This window comes from Pelagicoccus sp. SDUM812003 (genome assembly GCF_031127815.1).
Taxonomy (GTDB): Bacteria; Verrucomicrobiota; Verrucomicrobiia; order Opitutales; family Opitutaceae; genus Pelagicoccus.
In genome coordinates this window covers 1-4,763 of the sequence record NZ_JARXHY010000038.1, presented here as the reverse complement: position 1 = coordinate 4,763, position 4,763 = coordinate 1, and the positions used below count along the sequence as shown (strand labels likewise).

General features: G+C 45.1%; 6 protein-coding genes and 1 pseudogene. All 7 read right to left on the bottom strand.

Annotation, left to right across the window (positions count from 1 at the left end; all coding sequences use genetic code 11):
• Positions 1-203: pseudogene (locus QEH54_RS22465) on the bottom strand (GNAT family N-acetyltransferase); the annotation flags it as partial.
• An 81-nt stretch (positions 204-284) separates the two neighbouring features.
• The gene (locus QEH54_RS22460; RefSeq protein ID WP_309020972.1) at positions 285-692 is read right to left on the bottom strand and encodes a VOC family protein; all 408 of its coding nucleotides are present in this window, start codon (positions 690-692) and stop codon (positions 285-287) included.
• A 77-nt stretch (positions 693-769) separates the two neighbouring features.
• Positions 770-1,201, bottom strand: coding sequence for a hypothetical protein (locus QEH54_RS22455; RefSeq protein WP_309020971.1), 432 nt, complete (start codon positions 1,199-1,201; stop codon positions 770-772).
• Positions 1,202-1,235: 34 nt separating this feature from the next.
• Positions 1,236-1,676: a hypothetical protein gene (locus tag QEH54_RS22450; RefSeq protein WP_309020970.1), complete on the bottom strand. Its 441-nt coding sequence runs from the start codon at positions 1,674-1,676 to the stop codon at positions 1,236-1,238.
• 35 nt (positions 1,677-1,711) lie between these two features.
• The gene (locus QEH54_RS22445; RefSeq protein ID WP_309020969.1) at positions 1,712-2,617 is read right to left on the bottom strand and encodes a serine protease; all 906 of its coding nucleotides are present in this window, start codon (positions 2,615-2,617) and stop codon (positions 1,712-1,714) included.
• 812 nt (positions 2,618-3,429) lie between these two features.
• Complete coding sequence (locus QEH54_RS22440; RefSeq protein WP_309020968.1) at positions 3,430-4,083, bottom strand: SLATT domain-containing protein; 654 nt, start codon at positions 4,081-4,083, stop codon at positions 3,430-3,432.
• Positions 4,084-4,121: 38 nt separating this feature from the next.
• Positions 4,122-4,628 (bottom strand): hypothetical protein, encoded by a 507-nt coding sequence (locus QEH54_RS22435; RefSeq protein ID WP_309020967.1) that lies wholly within the window; start codon positions 4,626-4,628, stop codon positions 4,122-4,124.
• Positions 4,629-4,763: the final 135 nt, after the last annotated feature.

The following is a 4,763-nucleotide window of genomic DNA, read 5'->3' as shown; positions in this document are numbered from 1 at the left end:
TGGACGTAGAAGAAGAGGCCACCGTCGCCAACGATCCTTCCGATTCCAATCAACTCTTCGTCCAACTTCAGGCAAACCGTGTGCAAAGCGTTCTTTAGAGATTCAAGAGTGGCTGATGAATCAGGAATGCCCCAGCCAACCTCTTCGCGAAGATCGTTGTATTCGAGAAGGGTAGGAATCCTGTATTCAATCGTTGGGTTCATCTTTTACTGCAGAACGTCGAGGTGATGCACGGAGGCTAGCGCGGAGCGCTTGCCGGAGTTGTATCGACCGACTGGTTCTGATTATTTGTTTTCAACATCTGTCCCGAACAGGATTTGGTATCCATTATTGTCGAGGATCTTCATATCTCGATTTCCGTATGCCTGTGTTGTGGGTGTCCAAACAAAGGATACGTCTCTTTGTTTTAATTCTTCATAGAGTGCGTCTACATCGTCTACCTTGAAATAGATCCCACACTTCACCTTTACGTCTACGAAGTTTTCATAATCTTTGTTGAATGACGGGTAACTTTCGAAATAAACCGCATAACTGTCTTTTCTGACACAAGCGAAGGGAACTGAATCTTCATCGTTCTTTTCGAAAACGAAGTCTATCGCGAAACCTAGCTTATCACGATAGAACTCTGCGGTCTTTTTGACGTTCTCGACAATGAGCATCGTGTTTGCTGCCGTTAACTTTGGATTCTTCATTTTTTCAGAACGTGAAAGCCATACGCGTAGGTCAGCGCGGAGCGCTGGCCGGAGTTGTATGGGCTGACTGGTTAGGATTAATCTTCTTTGTTTCTACCTTCATCTTCCTGATCAATCTTTTGCTCTTCTTCTTCAGTTATCGTGAAAGCTGAATAGTCGAATCCACATTCCAATCTGAGGATCATTTCAAGGTCTTCACGTGAAAAACTCTCGTTACATTGAGCGTAGTACTCTCGATTCACCGATATATGCCAATCGGTGGCACCAACCAACCTCAAATCATCTAGTCTTGATTCGAATACTTCGAGTAGGTGGGCAAACGATTCTGAAGGATTCAGGTGTTCAGGAGTGACGTACCAAGCACTACCGTATGGCCTCGGCTTTCCCTTAAACCTTCCGGTTTTCGCTATGTCGCCAGGATCGTTCGATTCGGTGAAGGGGATGTTTAATTTGCTGGGAGCAAACTCGTCTCCGCTTATGAAGAACGAAATATGCCAACGTCTACTCATTTGATTCTCCTAACGTGTAGGCCATACGCGCAGGTCAGCGCGGAGCGCTGGCCGGAGTTGTATGGGCCGCCTGGTTCTCTCTATTTTTTCTTCTTTTTAAGATCGTAATAACAAACAGTGGGAAATGACAAAAAGCTGAGTAGATAGGGTAGAGGATAATTCCTGTGATCGGTGCTAGTCTTCGTGCTGTGTCGCTCGTCAGTCTCTCTGCCATTTCTTTGAACTCTGGTGTCTTTTCTTCTTCGGAGAAGGTTCCGTTTTGGTCCAAATCAAACTCTAGAATCTTTTCTCTCAAACTGTCATCAACGAGTGTCGAGTTGAATAGCAGAATCAGGTATCCGAATAAGGAGGTAGCTAGAAGGGAGAGTAACCATCGTCTTTTCTTTGGCTCTTTGTTTTTCCAAACGACAACAGCGGCCACTATCGGAAGTAATACGAGGATAACTTGAAATGTCGCTGACAGTGCTTCGTTCATTATTTTTCAGAGAACGTGAAAGCCATACGCGTAGGTCAGCGCGGAGCGCTGGCCGGAGTTGTATGGGCTGACTGGTTGGAAATTCTATCTTTTTCAATTATTCCCATGATTGACGCCTTGTCAGGCATCGTAGCCATTGAGAAAATCCAAGGTTTAAGATGGGATCCTGCGGTATTTACTCCTATTAGGTTTCCTTTCTTATCGACTAAAGGGGAACCACTGTCTCCTTTTGCCAATGGAACAGAAGTATAGATCCTTCTGTACTGATCTATCTCTTCTAAGTCGTATGAATCGATTCTCGATTCAGATTGGATAACACCTGCTCCAGTATTGTGCCATGGTCCACCTCCGAAGACCTCTTCACCTTTCTGTAGGGGCGACTCACGAATTTCTAAATAGTGCCTGACTTTGTAGTCAGCTTTCACAATTGCGAAATCTTGTTTCTTGTCGGCATAAACAATCCTAAGCTTCCCAAATAGGTGGACTGTCGTAGGGTCACTTCCGCCTTCGGTATCCCCCACGACTTGCTCGGTCCAAAGCCAAGTGATCCGATCTTCCAGCACATGATACGCTGTTAGAAAATAACCATCTTCTGAAATCGGGCAGGCTACTCCTCCTCGCATGCCTTCTCCTTCTGCAGGACCGTGTGCATTCTTCCATACGATCTTGTTTCCAATGTCCCCATCATCCAATACGATTTCTTCAACCGTTGGGTGCATATCGTCTGACAAGGCAAAAATTATCGAAGCAGAGTGGATGAACAAATACACGTTCGAGTCTAATGTTCTCTGCTCGGATTCGCCCAGGAACTGCACATGTCGGTCAATCTTTGAGTTTGTGGTCCTGTCTAGACTCGTCTGCTGAAGCGAGCGCATGCTATCGGTACCTGCACATCCTGCGAGTAAGAATACTGCCAGTACGATATGTGTGATTCGAATCATATTTCTTTCCAACGTGAAAGCCATACGCGGAAGTCAGCGCGGAGCGCTGGCTGGAGTTGTATGGGCTGACTGGTTCTGCCTCATTTTAAGTTTGTACCAAATTCTTTGAACTCGGAAAAGTATAGTTCAAGTCTGGTTTGTCCCTTGCTTACTGACTTCAGGTAAGTACCGACGTTATTTACAGAACGAACGTTCCTCCTTAGCTTGGAGCATACTCCCGTCACAGGTAGAGTGGTTAAGCTCTCTTTCATGTCCTCAAATGAAGATCTGCTTTGGTGTGCTATACAGTTTCTGATCGCTTTTGCTGCATCGATCACTTTTCGACGATGAGAGGGTACTGAGTCTACTTTCGACTTATATGTAGAGCTTAACCATTCGCTGGCTCTTTCCTTCAACTTCTCGTAAGATTTGAATGTGACGTTCCATCCGTCTGGATCCATCAATTCTTCAAGTTCGTTCGCCTTTGGATGTTTGGGTGGGTTATAGTGTATGTGCGACTCGTCCCAAGTTGTGAATTTTGAATTTATAGACTGTGTGATTCTTTGCTTTCTCGTTAGGAGGAACTGACTCGAGTCACGGTTGATCGCTCCAAGCAGCCATGCTGAGATAAAGGCTTCGACTGCGACGTATCCACGATGGAAAACCAATTCGATTAGCATTGTGCGCTCTGATGCTGTCGACGCTTTGGCGTCGAAAGATCTCCAGAAATTGGTCAAATCATCGATTTCATGGATGAAGTCGTCGCATATTGAAATTGGATCGATCTTTCGCATTTTCTATTTTTTGCAGAACGTGAAAGCCATACGCGTAGGTCAGCGCGGAGCGCTGGCCGGAGTTGTATGGGCTGCCTGGTTGGACTCTTCTTTCTTTATGAAAACTGTGAAGAACACAGAAAGGAGAATAAGTATGAGAAGGGCATGGATCCAGAAAGTAAGCCAATACTTCAGTTTTATGAATATTTTCTGTTTTTTCGTAAGTGAATACTCTTCTGGAAGCTGAATCTTAACTAAATCGAAATCTAAGTCTTCGTGATTGTCGTATGAATTCAGGACATTCGAGTACTTGAATCGAGTAGTGTGATAAAGATCGTCATCGAGATTCTCTTTGCATTTGGGTAATATCTCATGACAGAGATCATTTATTTCCAAGGCGCATCGATGGGTCTTTTCAGCTTTGTGTGCGTAGTTGCTCGAAGCTAAAAGCAGAGAGATGACTAGGACGAAAAGGGAGAGAATAAACTGAAGAAAAGTGTAGGTCTCTTCGTTGGCTTCAACTTGGATACCAAAAGATGGGATCGCTGACAAAACGATCAAACCAGCGGAAAAGAGAGAAAGAGTCCAGAGGGTAAAAGTCTGATGTCTCCTCAAGCGTTCGGCACTGTTGAAACGTGCCATCGCAGTTTTCTTCATTTTTCGGTAGAGCGTTTGGAGTGACTGCTCTTCGAAGTCCGTTTGAAAAGGGTTCATTCTATTTTTTTGTCCAACGTGAAAGCCATACGCGTAGGTCATCGCGGAGCGATGGCCGGAGTTGTATGGGCTGACTGGTTATCCTTCTTTTCTATTGTGTCGATTGGTAGATGTGAAACCAATTTGGTAACTTCGATATCACCTGCGAACATTCCCATGTGTCCGTCTCCAAGTTTCTCGAAACTGAACTTTCCCATCAGCCCTACCCAAGTTCTGTCAAAACGCTTTAGGTCTTCCATCGGCTTATCTGAGGTTCTAGAAATTCCATTGTCATTGTAGGAGATCGAGAATTCAGATGCCTCGGCGTAAGATACCCAAATGGCACTTTTTGTGTCTCCATATTTTGAATGCTCTTCACTGAGAAACAATGCGGAGTCTTCGAATCCAACGTGGATGTATCCAAAAACCGCGACTGTTTTGTTTTGGTACTTTTCAGGATTGGCAATTAGTTGGACGAGCGAAACCTGCGTTACATCGCTCGCCATCGTCCAAGAAGGTGAAACGCATGCCATCGCGAATAAGGTGAAAAGTATGGAGAGTTTCATTCTGGATAACGTGAAGCTGATACGCGAGGGCCTAGGTTGATGGTTGTGAAAGAGTAGGGTAGGATACGTCCTTGCTGCGTCCACAACTCGGGCGCTTGGCCCGAGTTGTATCGAGCGCCTTGTTCGACCAAATTT